This is a genomic window from Planctellipticum variicoloris, assembly GCF_030622045.1.
Classification (GTDB): domain Bacteria; phylum Planctomycetota; class Planctomycetia; order Planctomycetales; family Planctomycetaceae; genus Planctellipticum; species Planctellipticum variicoloris.
Window position 1 is genome coordinate 1818205 of the sequence record NZ_CP130886.1, and the last position, 25866, is coordinate 1844070.

Genomic DNA, 25866 nt, shown 5'->3' on the forward strand with positions numbered 1-25866 from the left:
TCGCAAGGGGTGGCCGGCGGCTGGAGCGTCTTCGCGAAGCCCCGGCCTGCTTGCTCAGCCCGCTCGCTGAGCCGAATTTCCGGACAAGGTGAGCGACGGGGTCATACTTCCGCAGCTTCGCGTCCCAGCCGCCAGTCTTCGGCGGCACGGTGGCAGGCGATCAGTCGCAGACGGACGACCGTCAGCAGGCCCTCGTCGTCGCGACCGTAACTTTCAATCGTCTCGGCGGAGATCGGCTCCCCGTAGATCACGCGGACCCGGCGTGGCCAGAGCATGAAACTGCCGCGTGGCAGTGCTTCAAATGCGCCGGAGATGCCGATGGGATAGACCGGTTGCTTCGAGCGCCGCATCAAGGCCAGGAAGCCGGGTTTCAGTTCGCCGACGCATCCGTCGGTCGTGCGGGTTCCCTCGGGAAAAATGCCGACCAGGAAGCCCTGCTTCAGTCGCCGGATCGACTCCCTCAGACTGGCGGTGCTGGCGGCTTCGCGATTGATCGGAATTGCATACATGTTGTTCAGCACCCAGCCCAGCACCGGAACTCTGAACAAACTGTCGCGGGCCACGAAGCTGATCGGTCGCCGGAGAGGCAGCCCGACCAGCACGGGATCGAGGAAACTCTGGTGGTTGACGACCATCAGCCCGCCGCCGGACGGGGGAATATTTTCCATCCCGCGGGCGCGATACCCCAGCCAGAAGCACAACACGTTCTGCAGAATGACCTGCAGCGTCCGCCAGAGGAGATTCCGCTCCAGCGGGTCGGGCAGGTCATCCGGTTCGTCGGAGTTGTCGCGGGTCATGTCGCCTCCGGCGTCCGGCGGATGACGCGATGAAAGTGGAGCTCGACATCACGGTCGATCACCCGGCGGACTCCTTCGACCAGGCAGTTGGGTTCGTTGTCAGTCTCGCCGCGGCGTTTGATGACTTCCAGCGGAGTTCCCGGCAGCACGGTGAACGTGCTCTGGTGAATGATCTGATTGCCGGCGTCCAGCTCCGGAATAATAAAGTGAGCCGTCGCGCCGTAAGTCAGCATCCGATGCTCGAAGGCGTCTTCGTACGGGCGGAAACCGGGGAACGGAGGGAGCAGCCCGTGATGCAGATTGATGATCCGGCCCGCGAACCGCCAGCAGGTGCCGGCGGGAAGGACGCGCATGTAGCGGGCGAGGATGATGTAATCGACTTCGTACTCGTCGAAGAGCTGGATCATCAGTTCGTTGTCGGGTTCGCCCCGTTCGTCGCCGACGTTGTGCCAGGGGACGCCGAACTGCTCGGCGACTCCCCGGCAGGAGTTACGATTGCCGATCATCACGGCGGGGGTCGCCCGCATGCGACCGTCGCGGATTGAACGGAGCAGCGCCAGAGACGTTTCCGGGCGAAAGGTTGTGCAGATCGCCAGGCGCGGCGGCGTGGTCCGTTCGTCGCGGGACCAGGTGCGGATCGAAAGGTTCTTCTCCAGACCGATGGCGAGCATCGCGTCGCGCAGCGTATCGACGGAGGAAACTTCCTCGGGCCAGTCGATCCGCAGAAACATGGAAAACAGCTTCGAATCGTGATCGAACATCTGGATTTCGAAGATGTTCGCCCCGGCGGTCGCCACGTAGTGGACGATCGGATCGGCCAGTCCTCGATTGTCGGGACCGACGGCGGTGATGACGACCTGCATGGTCGGACGGCTTTCGGAGAAGTCAGGACGGTTCGTGGGCAACGCGATGGCATTGTCGGCAGTCGGCCGGTTGGCTGCAACGCTGGCGGAAAGTCCGTGAAAATCCCGCAATCGGCGCCCCGACGGCGTGAGCCGGCAGACACGCGACTCCGTTTCCGTGGTAAAAGAGATGTCGAAAACGATTCCTTCAGGAAAGATGCACCATGGACGAGATGGAAGGTTCGCCGCGGACGTGGCCTCCCCTGGGGCTGCCGACCGGGAGCGTGCGGGCGCTGCTGACGCTGGGAATTGTGGGGGTCATCGTTTCCAACCAGGTTCGCGGACGGGAAATCGACTTTTTGTGGATGCAGGTGCTGCTGGTTGCGCTGGCGCAGTATTTTGCCGCCCGGAGAATTGTGGCGCTGCCGACGTCGGTGATTGAACGACTGGAAGACGAGGGGGTGCTGGGACGGGAGCGCCATCCGCTGTTCCTGCCGCGCTATTCGATCCGCCTGATCCTGATCGCATCCTTCGTCGGGCTGGGGATCTACCTCTACCGTGAACACCGGCTGTTTGAGCGGGATGTCGTTAAGGTGCTGGGGGTGGTCTTCGCCTACCTGACCGGATCGTTCCTGCGGGGCATCCTGGGCTGGATCAATCGCCGGCGGCGCAATCCCCCCAGTCCGTTCTGGGGAGACGCCATGGCGGTGGTGGTGCTGGGGGCGCTGGTCGTCGTCGCGCTGCCCGAGCTGGTGAATACACCTTGGAAAACACAGCACGAGGTGCTGGAAATCGGGCTGGGGATCGTGCTGTTCTACTTCGGATTCCGCTAAGCTGCGGGGACGATTCGCAGCCGCAGTCCCCGCAGAGCTGATTTCCCGACGATGACCGAACCCGCTCCCGACAAGCCGCCCCGACGCCCGCGTTACCGTGGCTCGCATCCGCGGCAGTTCCGCGAGAAGTACAAGGAACTGCAACCGGAGCGGTACGCCGAGGACGTCGCCCGAGTACTGGCGGGGGGAAAGACTCCTGCGGGATCGCACCGGCCGATCATGGTCCGCGAAATTCTGGAGGTGCTGAAACCGCAGCCGGGCGAGACGGCGGTCGACTGCACGCTGGGCTATGGGGGCCACGCGCAGGAACTGTTGAAGGCTGTCCAGCCGGGCGGGCGACTGCTGGGGATCGACGCTGATCCGATCGAGCTGCCGAAGACCGAGGCCCGATTGCGAGGACTCGGATTTCCCCCCGACTCGCTGCTGGTCCGACGGATGAATTTTGCGGGCGCGGCGGCCTGGATCGCCGAAGTCGCCCCGGATGGCGCCGACGTCCTGCTCGCGGATCTGGGGCTGTCGTCGATGCAGATCGACGATCCGGACCGCGGATTCACATTTAAGGCCGCTGGTCCGCTCGACATGCGGATGAATCCCTCACGGGGGAAGTCCGCCGCGGACCTGCTGGCTCAACTGGATGCGGACGAACTGGCCGAGCTGTTGACTGAAAACGCCGATCAGTTCGGAGCGAAGGAGTTGGCCGCAGCCCTCATCGAACGGCAGCAGCACCGACCTCTGACGACAACCGCCGATTTTGCCGACGCGATCCGGCAGGCGATTTCGCGCTGGCGGCTGGCGACGGACGACGTGGAAGCGACCGTCCGAAGGGTGTTCCAGGCGGTGCGGATCGCGGTCAACGATGAGCTGGGCTCGCTCGACGGGTTCCTGCGGACATTGCCGTATTGTCTGCGGCCCGGCGGGCGCGTGGCGCTGCTGACGTTTCATTCCGGAGAAGACCGGCGGGTCAAGCAGGCGTTCAAGGCGGGGCTGCAGAGCGGCGTCTTTTCGTCGATCGCCGGCGATGTCGTCCGTGCCGGCTCCGAGGAGCAGCGGGCGAATCCGCGATCGTCGCCGGCGAAGCTGCGGTGGGCCATTCGAGCCGACGACTGATCTTTGTTCCCGCGTTTCGTCCTGGGAACCCGTTTTTCCAGCGAATCGTCCTGTCAGTTACCGATCAGGGGGCCGCATCCACAGTGACGCTGTCGGACGCTCCATCTCTTCTGCAGCGGTGCCCGCGGACTGCGAGCCCGGTTGTCGGCGGTCCCGCTGATCTCTCTTCCGCTTCAACTCCGATTGCATGAAGTCATTCCGTCTTGTAATGTGACGGCCTGACCTTCCTTTCAGGAGACTGCACGTGACTGTCGTACTGTTGCTGGTCAGCGCGCTGGCGGCCGAAAAGGATGCCGCGGCGTTTCAGGCGTGGCTTAAGTTTTACGGGGCCGCGGCCGCCGAATATGAGATCGAAGCGCAGGACGGAGACGGCGGATTTCACTCGCTGAAACTTCAACCGACGCCCATTCTGCAGTACACAAATCCCGAGCGGGGGCTTCAACACCACGGCGCTTCCTATATCTGGACGTGGAACGGCCGGCCGCTGTGTATCGGCTCGATCTGGTCCGTCGTCCCCCCTGAAGACCCCGAACACCGCTGGATCTCGAACGAACTCCATTCACTGGCCGCCGGGCCGTTGCGGTCCCGGCATCCGCCGCGGGTCGGCCAGCGGGGGCCGGTGCCGCAATGGGAGACCGACCGGCCCGGCATCGTATGGGTCGACGTCCCTGACGCCCCGGAACCTGCCGCGACGGCCTCTTTGCGCCTCGTGCAGATGCGCCGCATCGCCGAACAATACACCGCCCGACTGACTTCCAACGTCGGGAACGAGAAGCCCGGCGACCTGCGGCTCCTGACCAAGCCGTTGTACCGCTATCCCACGGATGCCTCCGAGGCGCTCGACGGCGGCCTGTTTGCCTATGTGCAGGGGACCGACCCGGAGGTGCTGATGCTGCTGGAGGCCTCGAAGTCCGGCGACGGACCGCGCTGGCGGATCGGGTTCGCGCGATTCACCAACACGACGGCAGTCGTCCAGCGCGACGGCCGGGCGGTCTGGGAATGCGACCGGGCCAGGCTGTTCGTCGGCGATCATCCCTACTTCGTGTTCCTGAGGATTCATCCCGCGGGGCTGGATTCGCCGTGAGGAACGTCGGATTTCGGAAGTCGTTTGGGCGGGCATTGGAGCCTTTGCCGCGGCCGTGGTCGCAGTTCTTTGCAGTCCGTTGCAGACCGGCCTCGACAGTCGGGTCTTGACCTTCGCCTGCGGAGTCGGGACCATCGGCGGTCGGTGTTTCGCAATCGCTGCGATCATTGTCGACAGCGCCGCACCGGGGCATCGGCTCAACGCCGCTGTCGCGAACTGCTGAGAGGAAACCCGATGCAAAGTTCCGCCGCCACTGTCGCCGAGTACCTGGCGGAGCTCCCCGCCGACCGCCGCGCCGCCCTGGACACGGTGCGAAAGGTGATCCTGACGAACCTCGACGACGGTTACGAAGAGGGGATGCTGTACGGGATGATCGGCTACTACGTTCCGCACCGGATCTACCCGGCGGGATATCACTGCGATCCGACGCAGCCGTTGGGACTTGTTTGTCTGGCATCGCAGAAAAACTACATGTCGCTGTATCTCTCGTGCGTCTCTGACTCCGATGACGGCTGCAGCGGCCAGCGGGAAAACTGGTTCACGGAGGCCTGGGCCAGAACCGGCAAGAAACTGGACATGGGGAAAAGCTGCATCCGGTTCCGCAGGGTCGAGGACCTGGCGCTGGAGGTGATTGGCGAAGTCATTCGCCGCTTTCCCGTAAAGACTTATATCGAGTATTACGAGTCGACTTTGAAGGCGAATGCCCTGCGGAAGTCGGACCAGACGAAAACTCGGAAAACGCCGAAGTCGACTTCCCGGAGATCCAGCAAGTCGTCATAGCACGACGGCAATCCGCGAATGGAAAATGCGGGCATCCGCACGGCGGATGCGGCATGACCCGAACAACAGGAGGGAACGCCACTCGCGTCGCAATTCTGCATCACGCTCGTGGGTTTTCTGACGGCGACGGACCGTTCGCGGGGTGGAATGGTAACAGACCAGTCATGCGCTCTGACTGCCCGTTCTTCATCGCCAGTCGAGGGCGTCGATGCGCAGTCCGGTGTTTCTTCGGGCGGCTCTTGAACACAAGGCCATAGTCGGCCTCTACTGCTGTGCAGCAATCTGGGGCGGCTGCGTGTCGGCCGGATGGTATCTGCTGGAGCGCGAGACGTCGACGCCCGCCGTGCCCCGCGAATTTGCCGTACGTTGGCCCGCCGACTCTCAACTGCCACGCGTCCCCGGACGCCCGATGGTGGTGGTGTTTCTTCATCCGCGCTGCCCCTGCAGCCGCGCTACGCTGGAAGAATTGTCCCGGCTGATGACCCGGATCGCTGATCGGGCGTCCGTCCTCGCGGTCTTTCTGGCGCCGCAGTCGCACGGAGAAAACTGGCATCAGACGGATCAATGGAACGCCGCCCGCCGGATCCCGGGCGTGCAGGTGATTGCGGATGTTGACGGCCTGGAAGCACGTCGGTTCCGGGCAGACGTCTCGGGCCGGACGCTCCTGTACGACGCCGACGGCGTGAGACAGTTCGACGGGGGCATCACGCAATCCCGGGGTCACGCCGGCGACAATCCCGGGAGCGCGGCCATTGCGGAACTGGTCTTGCGAGGCCGTTCGGCGACGACTCACGGGCGGGCCTTTGGGTGTCCGCTGTTTCACAGCCCCTCAGCGCAGCCTTGCGAAGGCTAAGCATGCATAAAAATATCGTATCCGAGGTTTCGAACGACCCTTCAGTGAAACGGCGGGCGAGCGAGCTGCTGCATCAGAACTTCGACCTGGTCTGGCGGCGGACCGATCGTGCGTTCGTGGTCCTGATGGGGCTGCAGTGGGTCTTTGCAATCGTCATCGCCTTGACGCTGTCGCCGCTGACCTGGGAAGGAACGCAGAGCCGGACGCACGCCAACGTCTATGCTGCGGTCTTTCTGGGAGGAGCTCTCTCCGCATTTCCGGCGTACCTGGGCTGGTTTCAGCCGGGACGTCCGGAGACCCGCTACGTGATGGCGGTGGCGCAGATGCTGTGGTCCGCATTGCTGATTCATCTGACCGGCGGGCGGATTGAGACCCACTTTCACGTTTTCGGATCGATCGCGTTTCTCTCCCTCTACCGCGACTGGAAAGTCCTCGTTCCGGCGTTGGCGGTGACCGCATTCGATCATGGTCTGCGCGGCTGGCTCTACCCGGAGTCGGTTTATGGCGTAGCGTCTGTGCAGATTGTACGCACGTTCGAGCACTCTGGCTGGGTCATCTTTGAAACAATCTTCCTGGCGATTGCGTGTCAGCAGTCCCGACGGGAAATGACCATTCAGGCGGTCCAGCACGCCAGACTGGAGAATTCCCATCTGCTGATCGAGCGCGAAGTGGAACGCCGCACCGCCCAGTTGCAGATCAATGAAGACCGGTCGCGGACGCTGGCGGTGGCGGCCGAGGCGGCGAACCGGGCGAAAAGCGACTTTCTGGCGAACATGAGCCACGAAATCCGGACGCCGATGACCGCCATCCTGGGCTTCACCGATCTGCTGCTCGAAGAAGGCGATATGGACCGGGCGCCGCAATCCCGCATTGAAGCCATCAACACGATTCGGCGAAATGGGGAACAGCTCATCAATACCATCAACGAGATTCTGGATCTCTCGCGAATCGAGTCGGGACGACTGGATATCGAGAAATCGAGATTCTCTCCGGTGAAAGTCGTTGCCGAAGTCCAGTTGCTGATGAAGGTCAAAGCCGCCGAAAAGCGACTGCCGATTACGGTCGAATACGGCGACCACCTTCCCGAGACGATCGAGTCCGACCCTCACCGGCTCAAGCAATTGCTGGTCAATCTCGTGGGCAACTCCATCAAGTTCACGGATTCAGGTGCGATCCGGATGACAGTCCGGCGCATTCCCGACGTCCGGGATCAGCTCGAATTTGAAATCGCCGATACCGGGATCGGCATGACCGAGGAACAGCAAAGCCGCCTGTTCGAGCCCTTCACGCAGGCGGACAGTTCCATGAGTCGTCGGTACGGGGGGACCGGGCTCGGGCTGGCGATCAGCCGTCGTCTGGCCCGCCTGCTCGGCGGCGACGTCTGGATCGCCAGCTCAACTCCCGGAGCGGGGTCGACGTTCGTGCTGCGCCTCGACGCCGGCCCCCTCAGCGATATTCCCGCAGATCCCGATCAAGTCTGCCCGATCAGCAACGCGCCGGCAGCCAGTCGAGCGACAACGCAGGGATCCCCCGCATTGGCCGGGCGCAGGATTCTGCTGGCCGAGGACGTCCCCGCCAATCAGCGTCTGGTCGAGTATATGGTCAAGAAGGCCGGCGCCGTCATCGAATGCGTCGACAACGGGCAGCAGGCCGTCGAACGGATCCTGCTCGCCGAGGCGGCGAACGAACCGTTCGACGTCGTCCTGATGGACATGCAGATGCCGGTGATGGACGGCTACGCCGCGACGATTCTGCTGCGGGAACGGGGCTTCCAGTTGCCCGTCATCGCGCTGACGGCTCATACCATGAACGGCGATCGCGAGAAGTGTCTCGCAGCGGGATGCACCGAGTTCACGACCAAGCCGATCGATCGCAAAGGGCTGATCGCGGTCATCCAGTCGTGTCTCCAGATCGAGCCGGCGGCGACGTCGCCGTCCTGATCGTCCAGCGGCTCCGGAACCCGGATGATCGCCGCAGGCGCAAGCTCCCCCGTAGTCGACGGTGCAGGTCGTTGTCCGCTATGATCGGACAAGTCGTCCTGCACCTCGGTTTCGAGCCGCCTGGAAACTCATGACTACTGCGTCCGGCCTCCGTCTGGCGATGGTTTCGCGCGACGAAAGTCCGCGTGTCGACGAGGCCCGCCGGGAACTCCTGGAGTTCCTGCTCCGCGAATACGGCCTGACCGTCCCCAGCTATTCCACCCCCGACGACTTTAATCCGTCGCCCGATGAACCGCTGGACCTCGTCGTGGCGCTCGGCGGCGACGGCACGATCCTGCGGACCTGCCGCCAGCTCGGCCAGCACCAGCGCCCCATGCTGGGGGTCAACCTCGGGCGGCTCGGATTCCTGGCGGATCTGTCGCCGACCGAATTCTGCGAACGCTTTCCCCGCTTCGTGGCCCGCGAATACCAGGTCGTCCATCACCTGATGTATTCCTGCCGCTGGCAGAACCGCGCCGGCCAGGAAGAGACGTGGCTCGGGCTGAACGAGGTCGCCGTCCTGGCGGGAGCGGCCCTTTGCCTCCTGCGGATTCAACTCGAGATCGACGGCGAACGGGTGACCCAATACAGTTGCGACGGCCTGATCGTCAGCACGCCGGTCGGTTCGACGGCTCACAGCCTCGCGGCCGGCGGACCGATTCTGCGGCAGGATCTCTCCGCATTCGTAATCACTCCCATCTGCCCGCACACGCTGACCAACCGGCCGGTCGTCGATCGCGCCGACAGCGTCTACCGCCTGACCGTCCCCGATGCCCCGCCGGGAACCATGCTGGTCGTCGACGGTCAGATCAAGCACCCCCTGGAGCCGGGCGACGTCGTCGAGATTCGCCAGGCGCCTGTTACGTTTCAACTGGCCCGACTGAAGGACCACAGCTACTACACGACGCTGCGGCGAAAGCTCGGCTGGAGCGGACAGCCCCTTTACGGCGGGCAGGGAGCCGAATAGAGTCGTGCTGCGCAATCGCCGGCAAGCCCGGCATCCCGTTCCGTGAAAAGTGCCGCTGAGAAAGAGGTCTGGTCCATGACTGTGAAGATCGATACCCCGTTCGCGTCCACGGGCCTGTCCCGTCGCGGTTTTCTGCAAGCGGCGGCCCTCGGCGCCGCCGCCGCAACCCTTCCGGGCACGGCCCGGGCCGCGCGCCTGGCCGACCCGTACGCCGGCTTCAAAATGGGGCTCCAGAGCTATTCGCTCCGCGGCTTTGACGCGAAAACCGCTCTGGAACATACAAAAACGCTGGGCCTCAAGTACTGGGAAGCCTTTCCGGGACATCTCCCCGAGGCGGTCGTCCCCAAGACCGTGGCGGAGCACAAGGCGCTGCTCGACGCGGCCGGCGTGACGGTCATGTCCTACGGCGTTCTCGGGTTCGACGAGAACGAAACGAAGGCTCGCGAGCACTTCGAATTCGCAAAGCTGATGGGACTGACCGCCCTGAGCGCCGATCCCAAGCCGTCGAAAGAAACCTTCGATCTGCTCGACAAACTGGTCGACGAATACGGCGTCGCCATCGCCATCCACAACCACGGTCCCGGCCATCGCTACGACAAGATCTCCGACGTCGAAAAAGTCGTCAAAGATCGCCACCCGAAGATCGGCGCCTGCGTCGACACCGGACATTACCTCCGCAGCGACGAAAGCCCCGTCGCCGCGATCGAACGGCTCGGCAAGCGAGTCTTCGGCGTCCATCTGAAGGACGTGAAGACGCTGGTCAAAGGGGACAAGCGGGAAAAGCAGTTCAAGATCATCGGCGAAGGGGACCTCGACGTCCTCGGCTGCCTCAAAGCCCTGAAGAAACTCGATTACCAGTATTGCCTGGCCATCGAGTACGAAGAGAACCCGCAGAATCCCATGTCCGACCTGGAAGCCTGCCTGCGGCACGTCCGCGAACAGGCCGCCAAACTCGGCTAGGCCGTCCCGGTCGCAGGGAATTTCGTTCCAGAGGGGGGCCTGATCCGGCCCCCCTTTCTCCAGCCACTTCTTCCGAGGAGCACTTCCGTGAGCCATCGCAGCAATCGTCGGACTTTTCTCAAAACCACCGCCGCTCTGGCCGGCGCCGCCATGCCCTGCTGGTCGACGTCCGCCAGCAGCCGCGCGCTCGGTTTTCAGAGCGTCAATGACCGACCGGTGCTCGGCTGCATCGGCACCGGAGATCGCTGGCAGGGGGTCGGACCCGCGGCGCTGAACTTCGCCGACTGTGTGGCGGTCTGCGACGTCGACCGGTCCCACATGGAGCAGGGGCGCGACAAGGTGAAGGGGATCCAGGAGAAAAAGGGGACGTCCGGCGACGTCGAGATGTATGAGGACTATCGCAAGATCCTCGACCGCAAGGACATCGACGTGGTGACGATCGTCACCCCGGACCACTGGCACAGCAAGATCGCGATCGACGCCATGCGGGCCGGCAAAGACGTCTACTGCGAAAAGCCGCTGACCCTGACGATCCACGAAGGCAAGCAGATCATCAAGGTTCTGGAGGAGACCGGCCGGGTCTTCCAGGTCGGCACGCAGCAGCGGACCGAGATGGACCAGCGGTTCCTCAAGGCCGTCGCGATGATCAAGCAGGGCCGCATCGGCAAGGTCCGGAAGGTCGTCTGCGACATCGGCGGATCGACCGACAGCGGGCTCATCGACGAAGCGCCGGTCCCCGAGGGACTGAACTGGGAACTGTGGCTGGGACAGGCGCCGCTCGTGCCCTATCGTTCCAGCACCACCGCCAACAGCTCGAACAAGAAGTACCCGGCGTCCCGTTGTCACTACGAGTTCCGCTGGTGGTACGAATACTCCGGCGGCAAAATGACCGACTGGGGCGCCCACCACGTCGACATCGCCTCCTGGGCGATCGGTATCGACGAGACGGGACCGCTGTCCGTGCAGGGGACCGCGAAGCATCCGTGCGAGTTCGAGAATGGCATGCCGGTCCAGAGCGATCGCTATAACGCCGCGGTCGAGTTCGATGTCACGGTGATGTGCCCCGGCGACATCGAGATGCACATCGTCAGCAGCTCGCCCGACGGCAACGGCATTCTGTTCGAAGGGACGGAAGGCCGGTTCCACGTCAGCCGCGGTTCGATGAAGGGGGCGCCGGCCAAGGATCTCGAAACCAATCCGATCACCGAGGACTACATCGTCAATCAGCTTCTGCGGGGCAAGAACCCCGGCAGCCACATGGGCAATTTCTTCGAGTGCGTCAAGGACCGCTCGAAGCCGGCGTCCGACGTCTGGAGCCATCACCGCGCCATGACGACCTGCCACCTGGCGAACATCGCGATCCGCACCGGCAAGCTGCTGGAATGGGATTCCATTGCCCAGTTGATCACCAACGACAAGTCGGCCAATCAGTGGCTCTCCCGCGAGCAGCGCAAGGGCTACGAAATCGACGTCGCCGTGTGATCCCGTCCGGAACTGCCGTCAGAATCTTCGAGTCCGGGTTGCGCAGCGCGGCCCGGGCTCTTTGCTTTTCCACCGGATTCGCAATTCACTCGGGTGGCCGGCGGCTGGAGCGTCTTCGCGAAGCCCCGGTCCGACCCGAAGAATTCAGACCCGCACCAGACCCCGGGTCGTCGCAGACTCCGACACCAGCCACCCCGCCCCCTCCGGTTTCTATTCCGGCGGCAGCGTGACATTCGGCCAGCGCACCACCGCTTGGAACGCCAGCCAGGCGTCGCGACTGGCGGCGACATCGTGAACTCGCAGAACCTGCGCTCCCCGCACAGCCGCCGCCAGTGAAATCCCAATCGTCCCGAACAGACGTTCGTCGACGTTGTGGCCGAGAACTCGTTTGACGAACCGCTTTCGGGAATGGCCGATCAGCACTGGCCGACCCAGTTCCCGCAGGCGGGGAATTCCTGCCAGCAGCTCCAGGTTGTGCTCGGCCGTCTTGCCGAAGCCGATCCCCGGATCGAGCACGATCGACTCCGCCGACAGTCCCGCCCGCGTCAAGGAATCCAGACGCTCGGCGAAATATCGGTAGACCTCTTCGACGACATCGTCGTACTTCGGGTCGACCTGCATCGTTCGCGGCGTCCCCTGGATGTGCATGCACACCACGCCGGCCCCGAAGTCCCGGCAGACGTTCACGATCTCGGGATCGAACTGCAGTCCGGAAATATCGTTCACAATCCGGGCGCCGGCGCGCAGCGCCCGGCGGGCGACCTCGGCTTTACACGTGTCGACGCTGATCGGTACCGACGTGGCCTCCGCCAGGCGGGCAATGACCGGAATGACCCGTTCGAGTTCCTGTTCGACAGGAACCGCCTCGGAACCGGGGCGCGTCGATTCGCCGCCGATATCCAGCAGCGCGGCCCCTTCCGAAACCAGACCGAGGGCATGCTCGACCGCCGCATCCGCCTGCAGGAACCGGCCGCCGTCCGAGAAACTGTCGGGTGTGGCGTTGACGATGCCCATGAACAATGGGTGATCGCTCAACGGAATCTGAGTCCCGCGAATCGTCCACATCGACATACAGCCCCTCCTGGTCAGCCAGCGACGCATCTGACGATCTGGACGATTCGTCGCGAAAGACCTGCAGTCTGCGCCCCCGTGGCTCATTCTCGCCGGAATCGGATTCGAGCGTCAGGGTTTGAGCAACTCTGGAAACTGGGGGGGCACGGATTCTCGCAATTCTCGCATCACATACCACCCAGAGTGCTCATTCGCTTTTTTTTGACCGTTTTGGTTTGACAGGTATATCCTCTCTGGTATTCTGCTTCTGCACAATCGGGAGAACCGTAAGGGTCTTCCCAGAGTTGCTGGCATGATGCACCAACCGCGGGGAACAAACACCGCCACTCGCGGATCCGGTGCTAAGAAATGGGGGGAGTCCGTGCGTCAACGGCTCCAGATGTTGACATCAGTGGTTCGGTGTTCGAGGAGATCAGGATGAATCGTCTGTTCGGTCTGGCTGCCGCTTGTGCGGTCGCGTTGGTTCTGTCTGCAGCCGCTCCGGCTCAGGCGGGCCTGTTCTTTGGTCATGGTCACGGCTGTGCGGCGCCGGCTCCGAGCTGCTGCGCTCCCGCGACCTCCTGCTGCCAGAAGGCCCCGCGTTGCAAGAAGGTCCGTTGCAAGAAGGTCCGTCGTAATCGCTGCTGCGATTCGGCTCCGACCTGCTGTGCCCCGGCTCCGAGCTGCTGCGCTCCGGCCGCCGCCCCGAGCTGCTGTGCTCCGGCTGCCTGTGCGCCGGCCGCCGCTCCGACCTGCTGCGCTCCGGTTGCCTGTGCTCCGGTTGCCGCCCCGACCTGCTGTGCTCCGGCTGCTTGCGCTCCGGTTGCCTGCACGCCGCCGGCTGCTCCGAGCTGCTGCGCTCCGGCTGGTGCTGCCGCTCCGGCCCCGGCCGCCGAAGCCGCTCCGGCTCCGGCTCCTCCGGCTGAAGCTGCTCCGGCCCCGGCCAAGTAGTTTGTGCCAGAGGAGGGCTGAATCGGGGTTCCGCTCCGCTCCAGCCCTGCTGAATGAGTAATCACAAGCCCGGTTGACGAACAGTCAACCGGGCTTGTGGCGTTTACGGGGCCAACCAATCGCCCGACGATACGATCCCAGCACGAGTCGCACGGAACAGGGTTCGCAACCAGGCCCGGGCAGGCCGTGTTGGCTGGCCCAGCCAAGAATCCTCCAGCCTCAGGTGAGGCCGACGCCCCCGATATCGTCGGCCCGCAGCACTGCGACGCGGCGTCCCAGTCCGCCCATAGCGCCTGCCCCACGGGTCACGCATTCCTGCGGCGGCGCTCGCCCCGCAAAGAGTCCGCCATCGCGCGGCCCGGCACAGATCTCACCGACGCGGCGCCATTTCAGAACGGCGACCTGAAATCTCCCCACATCCCGACGAGTCAATCGCGAACGCATGCGGCAGCGCTCGCCGGATCCGCAAAACGCCGACAGCCGGAGGAAACCTGGGTTTCCTCCGGCTGTCGGCCGAGCTTCGGGAGTCTTCGGGTTGTCTGGCGATCAGAACCGCAATTCGCCGCCGATCGAGATCCCCTGCAGAACCGCGTCGGTGGTCCGTACGTCCTGTCGGAAGGCCCCCGACTGCGGGGTCACCGAGGTGTCGTAGACGATGTTGTCGTAGGGACGCGTGATCAGTCCGGCCCACATCAGATTGTACGAGACCAGGATGCTGAAGTTCTCGTGCAGTTTCAGTCGGCTGTAGACCTGCAGATCGGCCATCGGGCCGAAGGTCGTCTTCGTCTGCTTCACGAAGAGGGGCTCCTCCGTCGGCGAAAGAATCTGCGACGTGTTCAGTGTGGCCTTGTACGAATTCAGCCCCAGCATGACCCGCGGAGTCGCCCCGAAATCGACCCATTTGCTGGTCAGCTCGGCCCGCAGGCCGAACTGAGGACCGTACATGTAGTTGTCGGTGCCCGCATTGATCTGCCGTTCGAGGATCTCGGTGCTGCCCGCCAACTGGTCGATGTAGGTGTAGTCGCCCCGCTGCTTCAGGGTCTCTTTGAAATTGAAGTAGCGGACGCCGACGAGGGGGCGAATATCAAAATTGTCGTTCGGGTTCTTATCGCTCCAGAGCCAGTTGAGTTCCGAGCCCCAGACGCCCGTCTTGAGCTGAGCGCGGTAGGAAATGTCATAAATCAGCGGAAATCCCGTAGAAGCGCCTTCCTGAAGGACGGGCTGATAGATGACCGGCTCGAAGAACGAATTCGGGTTGTTGATGAATTCGGCTCCGTCGAAGGCCGACGAGCTCGTCTGCAGCGCCCAGGCCGATGCTTCGATCGTCCCGTCGCGGAGTTCGAATCCGAACGTGCCGCGGACGCCGTTGTTTTCGTTGATCTGAATGCCGTTCAGGATCGGCAGGAGCCCGGTCAGCACGTTCCCGGTCGCAGAGTCGCTGATGAACTGCGGCTGCGTCGGATCAATCAGGCTGGAGTCGGGGCCGGCGAGAGCGTTCGGTTCTGCCAGGACGACATTTCCTGGATTGGTGATGTCGAGCAGCAGGTACTCCGCCCGGAAGTACGAGTGCCGGAACGCATTGACCAGGAATTGCTCCATCGGCGACTCGTCGTAGAGCCAGCCGGTGTCGCCCGGGATTTCCTCGTAGTAATTCTGGGCGCCCGGCCCGGGCCCCGTCGGCGGTGCCCCGTAACCGGGGTGGCCCCCTCCAATCGCCTGAGGGGCTGCCGAATAGAAATACCCGGGAGGAGGCCCTTCTTGAGCGTGGCTCAATGAGGGCGCCAGGAGGGTTAGCAGCGTCATCCAACCAAGTGTGCACCGCCCGGACATGTTCAGCTTCCTGGTCGTGTCGCGTCGGAAAATCGAGACAGCCTTGAACCGTTCGAGCCAGATCGGACGCATCGGTCCACGCCGACTCTACCGGTTGTAGCAGTGGTATCGGTTGACGCCGTCGACTGGCTTGGCTGAATCCCCCGCAAAATGTCAAAATATGCGGAAGGGATCGAAAGTGCCGGTTCTGACAGGGACTGCCCCCTGGGCGAACTGCGAAGCGTCGGCGAAATCCGCCGGTTTCCGCACAGATGGTCAGTCCCGACGGACTGCGATCGCCGTCGCCGTTGCATAGGCCCGGCAATGCGAGATCGCCAGCAGGACTTCATCGACCCCCAGTCGCTCGGCGTGATCCCTTAATCCGCCGACGAGTCGCAGGCTCGGGCGACTCGGCAGCTCGCGGTTCACTTCGAGGTCCTGCCAGGAAATCCCCCGGACGAAGCCGGCTCCCAGCGCCCGCATCCCCGCCTGCTTGGCGGCCCAATGACCGGCAAAGTGCTGCAGGTATTCCCGCCGGTCCCGGCAGTAGCGGATCTCCTCCGCCGTGAAGACGCGCCGGAGAAAATGCTCGTCGTGGCGCTCGATCATGCGCCCGATCCGCACGATTTCGACAATGTCGGTCCCGATTCCGACAATCATGGCCCGGAAATCCTCGTCGGGGCCGCGGCAGCGTGAAACGCGGCGCGACGGTTCCACAGCACCGCCGCCAACACCGCGGCCAGGCACTCCGACCCCCACAGAATCTCAGGCCAGGGACGAACGATGCCGCCGGCCCGCGCCGCCAGCCAGCTTCCAAACGTCCGGGAGTCCCCTGCGGAACTCAGTTCGTCGAGCAGCTTTCGACGGGCATCGGGGTCGAACGGTTCTGTTCCAGCCGGCATCTGCTCGACCATCTGCCGAGCTAGCGCGGCTCCAGGCTGCAGTTTTCGTCCCCCCGCACTCTGCCAGTGTCGAGCCGACTCCACGGCTCCGATCACAACGCTGACAGCCACCAGAACCGCCAGCCAGATCGGCGTCCAGCGGGGAGGCGGAGCATCGGAGACCTGACCCCGCCAGGCCTGCAGCAGGCTGGCGAGAATCAGGCCGTGCATGATAGGGAAGAGGAAGAACAGCCGCAGCCGCGACGGAACGTGCCCCGCAGCGAGTCCCAGCAGCACGGCTGCGAGGACGCCGCCAATGAGCCAGAGGAGTGTTGATGCCCTCCCCGACGCGGGAGTCGCGGCCGGCTGATCGCGCGATTCAAGCGTGTCTGTCGACATGGCAAGTCCCCGCCTGGACGGTCGGACTGCGACCGGATGGAAATCAGGTCGCAGTCAGTCGCTGACCCAGACCGCACGCATCTCGAACTCGCTGCAGGACTTCCTGCCCCTTGCGGCGGGCTGTTTCGGCCCCGGCTCGCAGAATCTGCTGCAGCCCTTCGGGATCCGCCGCCAGGCGTTCGCGGCGCTGCCGGGCCTCCCCGAAATAAGTCATCGCCGCATCGTACAACGCCTGCTTGGCCTCGCCATAGCCCATTCCGCCCGCCCGGTAGCGATCGGCCAGAGCATTCTGCTGCGGTTCATCGGAGAACAGTTTATACAGCGTAAAAACGGGACAGGTCTCGGGGTTCTTCGGAGCTTCCAGCGGCGTGGAATCCGTTTTGATCGACATGATCTTCTTTCGGAGAGCCTTGGCCGGTTCGAAGATCTCGATCGTATTGCCGTAACTCTTGGACATTTTCTCGCCGTCCGTTCCCGGCACCTTCGCCGCGGACTCCAGCACGCGCGCCTCGGGGAGATGCAGAAACTCTCCGCCGTACGCGTGATTGAACCGCAGAGCGATATCCCGGGTCACCTCGACGTGCTGCACCTGATCGACGCCGACCGGAACGACATCGCTGTCGTACAGCAGGATGTCGGCGGCCATCAGCACCGGATAGGTAAACAACCCGGCATCGGCGGGAAGCCCCTTCGCCACCTTATCTTTGTAGGCATGGCACTTCTCGAGCAGGCTGTGCGGCGTCACAGTCATCAGCAACCAGGTAAGCTCGGTGATCTCGGGAACATCCGACTGTCGAAACAGGGTGGCCTGCGCGGGATCGAGCCCGAGCGCCAGCAGATCGAGTGCGGCGTCCAGAATATTCTGCTCCAGCACCTTGCGGTCGCGGACCGTCGTCAGCGCGTGCAGGTCGGCGATGAAATAGAAGGCCTGCTCGTTCGTCTGCAGGGAGACGTACTGGCGGATGGCGCCAAAGTAGTTGCCCCAATGAAAGCGGCCGGTGGGCTGGATTCCGGAAAGGACGCGCATGACGACTCCGAAGGCAAGGCAACCGGGGCGGCAGGATCCCGGCCGCAAAGACGTAACATTCCGCCAGTAGACGATCAGCGGCCGGCGGGAGACGCGGCTGGCGTCGCACAACTCGCCGCCGCGACGACGGGACGCGGATACTGCAATGTTCCGACCAGATCGCCAACGCTCTCCAATCCCTGACTCTCCAGCGCCGTGGAAAGTTCGTCGACCAGCCGGTTCGCCAGGCCAGGATCATAGAAGTTGGCGGTGCCGACCTGCACGGCGGTCGCTCCGCAGACGAGGAACTCCAGGACATCGTCGATGGACTGGATGCCGCCGATCCCGATCAGCGGCGTCTTCACCGCCTGGGAAACCTGCCAGACGATCCGGAGCGCCAGCGGCTTAATCGCCGGCCCGCTCAGACCGCCGATCCCATTTCCCAGAATCGGTTTGCGACGTTTCCAGTCGACCGCCATGCCCTGGAAAGTATTGATGAGAGCCAGCGCGTCGGCCCCGGCTTCGCTGGCGGCGATTGCAATCTCCGGCACGCTGGTGACATTGGGAGTGAGCTTGGCGATGATCGGGAGTCGGCTGTGGCCGCGGACTTCCCGAACGACTTCGGCCGTCAGCTTCGGATTAGTTCCGTAGTCCACTCCGCCGCTGACGTTCGGGCAGGAGATGTTGAGTTCCAGGGCGGCGATGCCGTCGAAGGCATCCAGCCGCTGCGCCATCGCGACGAACTCCGCGGTGCTCTTCCCCGCGATATTCACGATCAGCGAGGTTCCAAGCTGCCGTAACGGATCGAGGTGCTTGGCGATGAAAGCTTCCAGGCCGTCGTTGTCGAGGCCAATGGAGTTGAGCAGCCCGGCGGTTGTCTCGACAGTCCGGGGGGGCGGATTTCCGCCGCGCGGGAGAGGAGTCACCGTCTTTGGGATGATGCCGCCGAGGCGGGAATAATCGACGTACGCCTGCATCTCGCGGGCGTACCCGAATGTTCCCGACGCGACCAGGATCGGGTTGGCCAGGTGCAGGCGGTTCAGCGAAACATCAAGGCGCGGCACGGTCCACTGGCTCCGGGGAATCGGGGTCCGGAGCAGAAATCCTGTCGCGTCTCTACGACGTGACGCTGGCGCCGAGCCACCCCTGCGCATCGTAGCCGTTCGTTCCATGCGGAACAACGAACGACCGGCCGACTCCGGCGATCCCAGCGATCACCGGGGCCGTCCCCGACGGGCGGGCTAGATCACGCCGCCGTGGGTGCGGTAGGGAGTGTTGAAATCCGGGTTGTCGAGGAACCAGATTCGTTCCCAGATCTCGGTGATGTGCCGATAGTTTTCGGAAACGTTGATGAGCTGCTTGGCCCGCCGGTCCGGCGAGGACGAGTAAATCGGGAGCACGCACCCGACTTGAACCAGGCTGGCAGCCAGCAACAGCAATCCGATGCTCAGTCGATTCCGCATAATTCCCTCCGTGGTCACGCCCCTGCGGGCATGTCGCGGTCCCTCGCGATCAACCTTCCCGGCCGACCACTCCAACAGGAGTGGATTGCCGTCCGTTTCCGAGAGCGGGAGGCCGTCTGCCTCCTGCTTTCGCTGACTCAATCATGATCGGACGACGGGGTTGGCGAAGGGGAATCCGGAACTGAACCGTTTTCCCTAAGTGATTGGCGCCCCGGCGACCTGCGTCTCCACAGGCGGCGCCATGCCGTTCATCACCCCGTCCGTCGATCCGTGTGTTTCCGCTGGCGTTAGAGGCGGGGGCGACGGATCCGGGACCGCCTGCTCCTGCAGGTGCTGTCCCAGAGCGGCGCGGGCCGCAGCTTCTTCAAGCTGGCGGACCTTTTCCTCCATCTCCTTCCCTGGTTTGAACGTCACCACAAACTTCTCGGGCACAAAGACTTTGTCGCCCGTGCGGGGATTCCGCGCCTTGCGGGCGGCCCGCTTTTTCACTTCAAAGACCCCGAAGTTACGGAGCTCGATGCGACCATCCTCGACCAGCGTTTTCACGATGGCGTCGAAAGTCTTTTGCACGATCTCCTTGGTCTTGAGCTGTGTCAGACCAATCTCTTCGGAAATCTCTTTGACGATCTCTTTCTTGGTCACGACTGGGTCTCCCGAGCTTTGCCGGTGGGTGGCACCGAACGCCCTTTCCAACCTGACGAGGAGACTCAAGTGTATTCCCAAGTAGAACTTACCGTCAAGCCGTTTTCCTCAACTCTGTTTTCGTCAATCCGCAGTTCCGCCCGTCGAAGGCCGATTCTGCGGCGTTTCACTCTATTTCCACCGAGAAACGCCAGCATCCGCTCTCGGCAGGCGGTCTCGTGTTTCAAAGTCTTAACCGGGCGATAGTTGCGGCAGCGAACCAGCGTCCCGCCACCTCGAACGGACATCTCACGCCGGGCGCGGAGCCCGCTCGTACTCCCTCTATCGGCCCCGCACGCATCGTTTCTTCACTACAGCCGGAAGAATCTGCAGAATTCCCGCAAACACCCCGAACGGCGTCCGTTTCCGCACGAGAATCGTTCTCCGGCGCCGCAGGTTGACGCCCCTGAAGCCGGAACCATCGGCGGGAAAACGTTTTGAGGCGAAGGACGGCCCAGGACAGACGACGTCAGACTTCGACCTCCGCCGCGCGACGTCGCACTTCGTCCAGTGGGACAAAGTCCCCCTTCCCGGCGCCGGGGCAGCGCGCTTGAACCTGAGCCCAGGTCTCCGGGCTCTCCAGATTGCAGTCCCAGAAGGGCCAGGTCTGGCATTGGGTGGGGCGGACCGGATAGATCGTGCAACCGCGCGTCGCCCCGTCGAAGAATGTGCAGTCCCCGTTGGCATACTCCCGCAACGACCAGCGCCCCCCCACGATCCGCGTATGGAAGAGCTGCATCTCGCCCAGACTGCAGCCGCGGTACTCCGCAATGCGCTGGATTTCTTCGTCGGAAACCCAGACGACGCCCGGCTCCCCCGTGCAGCAGTTGCCGCACTGCGTGCAGCCGAAGGCCAAGCCGGGCGCGTACCACGGCAGTTTGTCGGGTGAGGTTTCGGTCATCATAGTCCCACAGGTGGAAGCAGACGGCCGGAAATGCAATTCGACCGGCCGAGCGATATCATCGGGTCAGCCCGGTCTGTTTTCCAACCCGCTCCTTTCATTCCGAAGAACGGCCCCCGGATGTCCTCGGTCACCTATAAATCCGCCGGCGTGGATCTTGAGCTGTACGAAGAAGCCATGCAGCGACTTCCGGCTCTCATGCAGCGGACGCTGACCTCTCGCGTCTTGCCGCTGTCCGACGCCTTCGCCGGGCTGTTCCGGCTGAATCACTCCAACCGCCCGGGGCGGCAGACGTACGATGATCCCGTGCTGGTGACCGGAACCGACGGTGTCGGGACAAAACTGAAAGTCGCTCAGCGCGTCCGCCAGTTCAACACCGTCGGCATCGATCTGGTCGGCATGTCGGTGAACGACTGTCTGTGTCTCGGAGCGGAACCCCTGCTCTTTCTCGATTATCTGGCGCTCGGGAAAGACAACCCCGATCTGATCGCTCAGCTCGTCGAAGGCGTCAGCGCCGGCTGCGTCGAGGCGGGAGCCGCGCTCCTCGGCGGTGAAACGGCGATCATGCCGGACATTTACCACGACGGCGATTTCGACATGGCGGGCTTCTGCGTCGGCGTCGTCGAACGAGCCCGGATCGTGGACGGGAAGGCGGTGCGTCCCAAGGATGTGGTCCTGGGTCTTCCGTCCAGCGGCTTTCACTCCAACGGATACAGCCTGATTCGCAAGGTCGTCTTCGAACTGGCCGGCCTGACCGTCGATTCGGAAGTCCCCGAACTCGGACGGACCGTCGGCAAGATGCTGATCGAACCGACCCGCATCTACGTGAAGCACGTCCTGCCGGTGCTGGCCCGCTACCGGGTGCGTACCGCGGTCTCGGGCCTGGCGCACATCACGGGGGGCGGTCTCCGGGACAATATCGACCGGTTCCTCCCCGACAACTGCCACGTCAAAATCGACCGGCGGCGCTGGCCGATCCCCCCCTGCTTCCACTGGCTGCAGGAGCTGGGCGACATCGATCGGGACGAGATGTACAAAGTCTTCAATATGGGAATCGGCTTCTGCCTGATCGTCCGCCCGCAATACGTCGACAGCATCCGCAAGCAGCTTGCGGCGACAGGAATCGAAGCCTGGTCGATCGGCGAAGTGGAAGCCGGCCCCAAAGGCGTCGAGTACGTGGCCTGATCCGGGAAGAAGTCACCGCCCCATGAGCGAACTCCGCCAGTATGCCCGGGTGTTCGGCACGTTTTTCAGCAACGCTCTCGTCCGCGAGATGACGTTCCGCAGCAACTTCGTGATTACGCTGGTAACCCGCGGCTTCTGGTTCGCCGTGCAGGTGCTGCTGTTCGATCTGATCTACCGCCGGGTCGAGTTCATCAACGACTGGAGCCGGGAGGAATACTTCACGTTCATGGCGACCGGGATGCTGGTCAACGCGATCGTGGAAGCCTTCTTCATGCCGAACTGCGCCCAGTTCAGCGAGCTGATCCGGACCGGCAATCTGGACTTCGTGCTGCTGAAACCGATCGACACCCAGTTCCTCGTATCGTTCGAAAAAATGGACCTGGCGATGGTGACGCAGGTCCTGCTGTCGGGTTCGCTGCTCGGATACTCCCTGACGCAGCTCGGCCGGCCGCTCGGTGTGCTGCAGATCGGAATGTTCCTGCTGCTGGTCGCGGCGGCCGTCACATTCTTCTATAGCCTGATGATTGCGCTGGCGAGTTCGAGCATTTTCCTCGGTCGCAACCAGAGTCTGCTCGACTTCTGGTTCTACGTGACGGTTTTCGCCAGATACCCGGGGAGCATCTACAGCGGCTCGCCGTCGGGCGAACTGATCCGGTTTGCGTTCTCGTACGTGCTGCCGATCCTGCTGGTCGTCACCGTCCCCGCGCGAGTCATCGGCGGCATGGTGCTCGATCCGTCCTGGCTGGCGGGATTCACGCTCCTGACGGCGTTCGGCACGCTCCTCGCCTCCCGGCTCGTCTTTCGCTGGTCCCTCCGGTACTACCGCAGCGCCAGCAGTTAGCCGTGCGCCGCGTGGAAATCCCCCTCAGCGGTGTAGAATTTGCCGAACGGCCGGCTCCGGGGGGCGAAAAGCACGAAATCCGAAACGCGAAATTCGAAACATATTCCAAATCCGAGATTCGAAAACGCCGTCAGCGGAAGGCCGAGTGTCGCAAGTCGTTTCGTGCTTCTGATTTGGTGCTTGTTTCGGATTTCGAGCTTCGAATTTCGGATCTCTCGCCGCAGGCTGTCCCCATCTCGGACGTGCTTCAATAAGGCTCACTGGATCGCACCATGCTCGCGGCGCCCATTCCCGCTCACGAAACCGAACGCCTGGCCGAACTGCGGGCGCTGAAGATTCTCGATTCGCCGCGCGAAGACCGGTTCGACATCCTGGTGCGACTCGCACGTCACATGTTTCGCGTGCCGATCGCCTACATCGCGCTCGTCGACGCCGAGCGGCAGTGGTTCAAGGCCCAGGAAGGGCTGGATGTCGACGAGACGCCCCGATCGATCTCGTTTTGCGGACATGCGATCAATCAGGACGGCCCGTTGATTGTGCGGGATGCCCTGCTGGATTCCCGCTTTGCCGACAATCCGCTGGTGACCGGCGGACCCCGCGTCCGGTTCTACGCCGGGCACCCGCTCTCCGGACCGACCGGATATAAGGTCGGCACCCTCTGCCTGGTTGATCACGAGGCGCGCGAGTTCGACGAACATCATCAAGTGGGACTGACCTATCTGGCGGGGCTGGTCGAACAGCAACTTCACATGGTGGATCTGATCGGAACGCAACGGGAACTGCTGGAAACGAAAACGGCGCTCGTCGCCGCTCAGGACCGCCTGAACCGGGAGCTGCAGGAAGCCCGCGAGTACATCTGCTCCCAGCTTCCGGCGCGCACCAGCGACGGACCCGTGCGGATCGACTGGACGTTCGCCAGCTCATCGGAACTGGGGGGCGATCTGTTCGGCGACTTCTGGCTCGACGAGGACCGGCTGGCGATCTATCTGATCGATGTCTGCGGCCACGGCGTGGGAGCGGCGCTTCATTCGAGTTCCGTCCAGTCGGCGATCCGGCGGCAGACGCTCCCCGGTTGCGACTTCGCCGATCCGGGCTGCGTCCTGGCTGCGCTCGACCGGGCGTTCCCGATGGATGAACACCACGGCAAGTTCTTCACAATCTGGTACGGCGTCTACGAGGTTTCGACACGGACGCTCAAGTACGCCGCGGCGGGTCATCCGCCGGCGTATCTGTATTCCATGACCGCCGGCAAACCGGCCGAACTCGGGACCCCTGACCTGATGGTGGGAGTGATTCAGGACCGCGAGGCTGCGCACCAGACGATCAATGTTCCAGCAGGGGCCCGGCTCTACGTCTTCAGCGACGGCGTCTTCGAAATCTTCAAGTCGGACGGCTCGATGGTCAAACTGGAAGGCCTGCGGGATCTGCTGCGGTCGATGCAGTCGCTCCCGGCCGGTCGCACGGCGGCCACTTGCGAGGAGTTGCAGCGGATGCAGGGACAGCCGACATTCGTCGACGATTTTTCGCTCGTCGAACTGGAGTTCGTCTGAGCCGGGACGCGGCCAATTCCGTTACGATCGCCGAGCGTCGATGGCGCCCGCCCTATGGCAACGCACCAGGAATTCCACCTTGCTGTCCCGGTTGAGCGACTGGTGGCATCGAAAACCGCTGTCGGAGGAGGAACTGGAACGTCAGGAGGCGGCGCTGCTGGCCCGCACTCCGATTCCGGTGATCTGGCTGTTTGGGAAAACCGGCAGCGGCAAGTCGTCGATCATTCGCGAAATCACCGGGACGACCACGGCGGAAGTCGGCAGCGGCTTCCGGCCCTGCACTCGGACGTCGGAGGAATATGACTTTCCGGACGCCGAGCAGCCGATCGTCAAGTTTCTCGACACGCGCGGCCTCGGGGAAGCGGCCTACGATCCCGCCGAGGATATCGCAGCGTTCGAGTCCCGTGCGCATGTGGTGCTGGTGACGGTCCGCGTCGTCGACCACGCCCTGACGGAGATGCTCGCCCCTCTCCGGAAGATCCGTGCGGCACAGCCGTCCCGGCCCGTGATTCTCGCGCTCACCTGCCTGCACGAAGCCTATCCCGGCGAGCAGCATCCCCAGCCCGATCCGTTTGCGTCGGGAGAACTGATCCCGAACAGCCTGCCGGACGACCTGCGGCGGTGCCTGGAACTGCAGCGGGAGCGCTTCGCGGGACTGGTCGACCGGATCGTACCGATCGATCTGACGGCCGCCGATTCAGGGTTTTCCCCGATCGACCTGGGGGCGAACCGACTGAATGCGACGCTGATGGAGTTGCTGCCGACGGCGTATCGACAGACGCTGCTGCAGCTTACCGAGGAGCTGGCGCCGCTGCGAAACGCCCTCGAAAAACAGGCGCTGCCGATCATCCTGTCCTACAGCGGGCTCTGCGCGACGGCGTCCGCGGCTCCCCTGCCGTGGGTCGATATCCCCGTGGTGATGGGCCTGCAGTCGCACATGGTCTACCGGCTGGCGGAGTTGTACGGCCAGAAGATGGAAGCGGAGTGGCTGCTGAAAATGGCCGGGGCGGTCGGCGGTCGGCTGCTGGCGCGGTTCGCGGTCCGGGCGCCGCTGAAGTTCATTCCGTTCCTCGGCTCGACAGTCAACGCCGCAATGTCGTTCGCCTACACGTTCTCGCTGGGCAAAGCCTGCTGCTGGTACTTCGGCCGCGTCAGGCAGGGGGTCGTGCCGACGCAGGAAGAACTGGACAAGGTCTGGTCGGAGCAGCTTCAGCGGGCGCTGGAGCGGTGGAAAGGACGGCAGGAATCCGGCCGCTGACGGCTTCGAGGGGCTGCCATTCGGGCTCCAGATTCTGGAACAACCAGTCGGTGAAGAACGTGACCCGACGGCACTCCTGACAGCAATACACCCACTGCCGGCGCTCCTTGGTGTTCCGCGAATGGCATGCGCCGCAGCGATAGATGAACGCATCTGTGTGACGCAGGGGCGCCATCCAGCAGGTTGAAAAGACGATGGCGCCAGCGA

General features: G+C 63.5%; 26 protein-coding genes. 13 read left to right on the forward strand and 13 right to left on the reverse strand.

The annotated features are described in order from the left end of the window. Window positions 1-101: 101 nt before the first annotated feature. On the reverse strand, window positions 102-797 hold the full coding sequence (locus SH412_RS07150; protein WP_336522825.1) for a lysophospholipid acyltransferase family protein: 696 nt from the start codon (window positions 795-797) through the stop codon (window positions 102-104). After that, complete coding sequence (locus SH412_RS07155; RefSeq protein WP_336522826.1) at window positions 794-1660, reverse strand: formyltetrahydrofolate deformylase; 867 nt, start codon at window positions 1658-1660, stop codon at window positions 794-796. Before SH412_RS07155 ends, SH412_RS07150 begins: the two co-directional genes overlap by 4 nt. Before the next feature lie 203 nt (window positions 1661-1863). Here SH412_RS07155 and SH412_RS07160 point away from each other — a divergent pair, with 203 nt between their 5' ends. The 9 genes from SH412_RS07160 (at window position 1864) to SH412_RS07200 (ending at window position 11684) form a co-directional block, all read left to right on the forward strand. Next, window positions 1864-2472, forward strand: coding sequence for a hypothetical protein (locus SH412_RS07160; protein ID WP_336522827.1), 609 nt, complete (start codon window positions 1864-1866; stop codon window positions 2470-2472). A gap of 51 nt (window positions 2473-2523) precedes the next feature. After that, window positions 2524-3579: a 16S rRNA (cytosine(1402)-N(4))-methyltransferase RsmH gene (rsmH, locus tag SH412_RS07165; protein ID WP_336522828.1), complete on the forward strand. Its 1056-nt coding sequence runs from the start codon at window positions 2524-2526 to the stop codon at window positions 3577-3579. Window positions 3580-3823: 244 nt separating this feature from the next. Next, complete coding sequence (locus tag SH412_RS07170) at window positions 3824-4663, forward strand: hypothetical protein (RefSeq protein WP_336522829.1); 840 nt, start codon at window positions 3824-3826, stop codon at window positions 4661-4663. Between the two features lie 234 nt (window positions 4664-4897). Then, the gene (locus SH412_RS07175; RefSeq protein WP_336522830.1) at window positions 4898-5443 is read left to right on the forward strand and encodes a DUF1801 domain-containing protein; all 546 of its coding nucleotides are present in this window, start codon (window positions 4898-4900) and stop codon (window positions 5441-5443) included. 295 nt (window positions 5444-5738) lie between these two features. Then, on the forward strand, window positions 5739-6296 hold the full coding sequence (locus SH412_RS07180; RefSeq protein ID WP_336522831.1) for a thioredoxin domain-containing protein: 558 nt from the start codon (window positions 5739-5741) through the stop codon (window positions 6294-6296). A gap of 2 nt (window positions 6297-6298) precedes the next feature. Further along, window positions 6299-8236, forward strand: coding sequence for an ATP-binding protein (locus tag SH412_RS07185; protein ID WP_336522832.1), 1938 nt, complete (start codon window positions 6299-6301; stop codon window positions 8234-8236). A 130-nt stretch (window positions 8237-8366) separates the two neighbouring features. Further along, a complete protein-coding gene (locus SH412_RS07190; protein ID WP_336522833.1) occupies window positions 8367-9242 on the forward strand; it encodes an NAD(+)/NADH kinase in 876 nt (291 codons plus the stop codon). A 75-nt stretch (window positions 9243-9317) separates the two neighbouring features. Further along, window positions 9318-10202, forward strand: coding sequence for a sugar phosphate isomerase/epimerase family protein (locus SH412_RS07195; protein WP_336522834.1), 885 nt, complete (start codon window positions 9318-9320; stop codon window positions 10200-10202). 87 nt (window positions 10203-10289) lie between these two features. Next, window positions 10290-11684 (forward strand): Gfo/Idh/MocA family oxidoreductase, encoded by a 1395-nt coding sequence (locus SH412_RS07200; protein WP_336522835.1) that lies wholly within the window; start codon window positions 10290-10292, stop codon window positions 11682-11684. 210 nt (window positions 11685-11894) lie between these two features. Here SH412_RS07200 and folP read toward each other — a convergent pair whose 3' ends face one another. From folP to SH412_RS07255, 11 genes are all read right to left on the reverse strand, one after another. Next, the gene (folP, locus tag SH412_RS07205) at window positions 11895-12755 is read right to left on the reverse strand and encodes a dihydropteroate synthase (protein ID WP_336522836.1); all 861 of its coding nucleotides are present in this window, start codon (window positions 12753-12755) and stop codon (window positions 11895-11897) included. A gap of 512 nt (window positions 12756-13267) precedes the next feature. Then, window positions 13268-13567, reverse strand: a complete 300-nt coding sequence (locus SH412_RS07210; RefSeq protein WP_336522837.1) for a hypothetical protein — start codon at window positions 13565-13567, stop codon at window positions 13268-13270. 337 nt (window positions 13568-13904) lie between these two features. Further along, a complete protein-coding gene (locus SH412_RS07215) occupies window positions 13905-14129 on the reverse strand; it encodes a hypothetical protein (RefSeq protein WP_336522838.1) in 225 nt (74 codons plus the stop codon). 102 nt (window positions 14130-14231) lie between these two features. Then, window positions 14232-15515: a BBP7 family outer membrane beta-barrel protein gene (locus SH412_RS07220; protein ID WP_336522839.1), complete on the reverse strand. Its 1284-nt coding sequence runs from the start codon at window positions 15513-15515 to the stop codon at window positions 14232-14234. Window positions 15516-15770: 255 nt separating this feature from the next. Beyond that, entirely contained in the window at window positions 15771-16154 is a 384-nt protein-coding gene (gene acpS, locus SH412_RS07225; RefSeq protein WP_336522840.1) for a holo-ACP synthase, read from the reverse strand. Then, entirely contained in the window at window positions 16151-16774 is a 624-nt protein-coding gene (locus SH412_RS07230) for a hypothetical protein (protein WP_336522841.1), read from the reverse strand. The genes acpS and SH412_RS07230 overlap by 4 nt, the downstream gene beginning before the upstream one ends. Window positions 16775-16817: 43 nt before the next feature. Beyond that, window positions 16818-17801, reverse strand: a complete 984-nt coding sequence (trpS, locus tag SH412_RS07235) for a tryptophan--tRNA ligase (protein WP_336522842.1) — start codon at window positions 17799-17801, stop codon at window positions 16818-16820. Window positions 17802-17875: 74 nt separating this feature from the next. Further along, a complete protein-coding gene (locus SH412_RS07240) occupies window positions 17876-18844 on the reverse strand; it encodes a dihydroorotate dehydrogenase (RefSeq protein WP_336522843.1) in 969 nt (322 codons plus the stop codon). A 177-nt stretch (window positions 18845-19021) separates the two neighbouring features. Further along, window positions 19022-19243, reverse strand: coding sequence for a hypothetical protein (locus SH412_RS07245; RefSeq protein ID WP_336522844.1), 222 nt, complete (start codon window positions 19241-19243; stop codon window positions 19022-19024). Window positions 19244-19438: 195 nt separating this feature from the next. Continuing rightward, window positions 19439-19885 (reverse strand): HU family DNA-binding protein, encoded by a 447-nt coding sequence (locus SH412_RS07250; RefSeq protein ID WP_336522845.1) that lies wholly within the window; start codon window positions 19883-19885, stop codon window positions 19439-19441. 508 nt (window positions 19886-20393) lie between these two features. Beyond that, window positions 20394-20825, reverse strand: coding sequence for a YkgJ family cysteine cluster protein (locus tag SH412_RS07255; protein ID WP_336522846.1), 432 nt, complete (start codon window positions 20823-20825; stop codon window positions 20394-20396). Window positions 20826-20945: 120 nt separating this feature from the next. Between SH412_RS07255 and purM the strand changes: the two genes are divergently transcribed. The 4 genes from purM to SH412_RS07275 all read left to right on the forward strand — a co-directional run bounded on the left by purM (window position 20946) and on the right by SH412_RS07275 (window position 25659). Further along, the gene (purM, locus tag SH412_RS07260) at window positions 20946-22010 is read left to right on the forward strand and encodes a phosphoribosylformylglycinamidine cyclo-ligase (RefSeq protein WP_336522847.1); all 1065 of its coding nucleotides are present in this window, start codon (window positions 20946-20948) and stop codon (window positions 22008-22010) included. 22 nt (window positions 22011-22032) lie between these two features. Then, complete coding sequence (locus SH412_RS07265) at window positions 22033-22851, forward strand: ABC transporter permease (RefSeq protein ID WP_336522848.1); 819 nt, start codon at window positions 22033-22035, stop codon at window positions 22849-22851. Between the two features lie 272 nt (window positions 22852-23123). Next, complete coding sequence (locus SH412_RS07270) at window positions 23124-24401, forward strand: PP2C family protein-serine/threonine phosphatase (protein WP_336522849.1); 1278 nt, start codon at window positions 23124-23126, stop codon at window positions 24399-24401. Window positions 24402-24480: 79 nt separating this feature from the next. Next, window positions 24481-25659, forward strand: a complete 1179-nt coding sequence (locus SH412_RS07275) for a YcjF family protein (protein WP_336522850.1) — start codon at window positions 24481-24483, stop codon at window positions 25657-25659. Window positions 25660-25866: the final 207 nt, after the last annotated feature.